Raw genomic sequence first — 1702 nt, 5'->3', positions numbered from 1 at the left:
CGCGGTCGAGCAGGGCGTCCAGCGCCCGGGGTCCGGGATCGCGTCCGTGCAACGGTCTGCCCTCTCTGGCCCGGCGGCGGTCGGTCGGTGCTGCCAGCGCAGCAGAGCGCCCGGGCGCGGTCCAGGCGGTACGGCCGAAGGCTGTCGGGCTGCCCACCGGCCGGGGTGCGCGGCTGGGCGGGTGCACAAGGCGGTGTCCGGTTGCGGGCACCGGTGGTTCCACCGATTCGCGGCGGGGCCGGGGCTGCCCAGACTGTGGCCGCCCTGACGTCCGGTCAGGGTTCCCCCACCCACCCCCTGGAGGTAGGGATGCGCCGGATTCTCGGCTCCCTGTTCCTGTGCCTGGCGGCGGTCACCGCGTTCGTGGTGCCGTCCGGGTCGGCCCACGCGGCCGGCCACCGCCCGGTGATCTTCGTGCACGGCTACACCGGCAGTGCGTCCAACTGGACGACCGCGCTCTCGGTGTTCACGGCGGGCGGTTACGGCTCCTCCGAGCTGTACGCCTTCGAGTACGACTGGAACCAGTCCAACCAGACCAGTGCCGCGCAGCTCGCGGCCTACGTCGACCAGGTGCGCGCCAAGACCGGTGCCGCCCAGGTCGACCTGGTCAACCACTCGATGGGCGGCCTGGTCACCCGGTGGTACGTGAAGCAGCTCGGCGGCCACACCAAGGTCGCGCACTGGGCCTCGCTGGCGGGCGCCAACCACGGCACCACCTACGCCGCGAACTGCATCGTCTACCCGTCCTGCCAGGAGATGTACCCGGGCTCGTCCTTCCTCGCCACCCTCAACAGCGGTGACGAGACGCCCGGCAGCACGTCCTACCGCACCTGGTACTCGCCCTGCGACGGCGTCATCATCCCGTACACCAGCACCGCGGTCAGCGGCGCCACCAACACCCTGGTCGCCTGCCAGACCCACATCGGCTTCCTGACCGACCTGTCGGTGCTGGCGCAGGTGCGCGGATTCGTCTCGGCCTGACCCGCGCGCAGCACGTCCCGCCCCTCCGGGTGCCGCGGCGCCGGCCACGGCACCCGGAGGGGTGCGCCGCGCCGTCCGGGTGCCGGGCGGCGCGGCGGGTACAAGGGAGTGATGCGCGATCTGTGGACCAGGACCAGGAGTGCCGCCCGCCGGTGGATCAAGGACCCGACCGTCGCCCTGTACCTGCGGGCGACGGTCGCCGCCACGCTCTCCTACGCCGTCGCCGTGCAGCTCAGTGCCGAGCCGGCCCCGCTCACCGCGCCGCTGACGGCCCTGCTGGTCGTCCAGGTCACCGTGTACTCGACCCTCAAGACGAGCATCCGCCGGGTCAACTCGGTCATCGTCGGCGTGCTCATCGCGATCGGCTTCAGCGCGGTGGTCGGCCTCTCCTGGTGGAGCCTCGGGCTGATCATCCTGGCCTCGCTGGTGGTGGGGCACTTCGTCCGGGTCGACGAGTTCGTCAACGAGGTCGCGATCAGCGCCATGCTGGTGCTCGGCGTCACCCGCCTCGCCTCGCAGGCCTGGGACCGCGTCCTGGAGACCCTGATCGGCGCCGGGGTCGGCCTCGCCTTCAACTTCGTCTTCGCGCCGCCCGTCTGGGTCGACACCGCCGGCGAGTCCATCGAGGACCTCGCCCGCCGGGCCCGCCAGCTGCTGCTGGAGATCGCCGAGGAGCTCGGCGGTCCGGCACCGGTCGAGCAGCCGGGCGGCCGCCTGCTCG

The 1702-nt window shown here is 72.6% G+C and carries 2 protein-coding genes; both read left to right on the top strand.

The annotated features are described in order from the left end of the window. Positions 1 to 309 precede the first annotated feature (309 nt). Positions 310 to 981, top strand: coding sequence for a triacylglycerol lipase (locus ABZ641_RS36140; RefSeq protein ID WP_359988712.1), 672 nt, complete (start codon positions 310 to 312; stop codon positions 979 to 981). A 111-nt stretch (positions 982 to 1092) separates the two neighbouring features. Next, positions 1093 to 1702, top strand: a 610-nt coding sequence (locus tag ABZ641_RS36135; protein WP_359988710.1) for an aromatic acid exporter family protein, incomplete at its 3' end; no start/stop codon positions are given.

The organism is Kitasatospora sp. NPDC007106 (genome assembly GCF_040634455.1).
Taxonomy (GTDB): Bacteria; Actinomycetota; Actinomycetes; order Streptomycetales; family Streptomycetaceae; genus Kitasatospora; species Kitasatospora arboriphila.
This window is presented reverse-complemented; position numbering and strand designations above follow the sequence as displayed.

Coding starts and splice junctions, on each gene's coding strand:
- ABZ641_RS36140 (WP_359988712.1), top strand. CDS start 310: ATGCGCCGGATTCTCGGCTCCCTGTTCCTGTGCCTGGCGGCGGTCACC.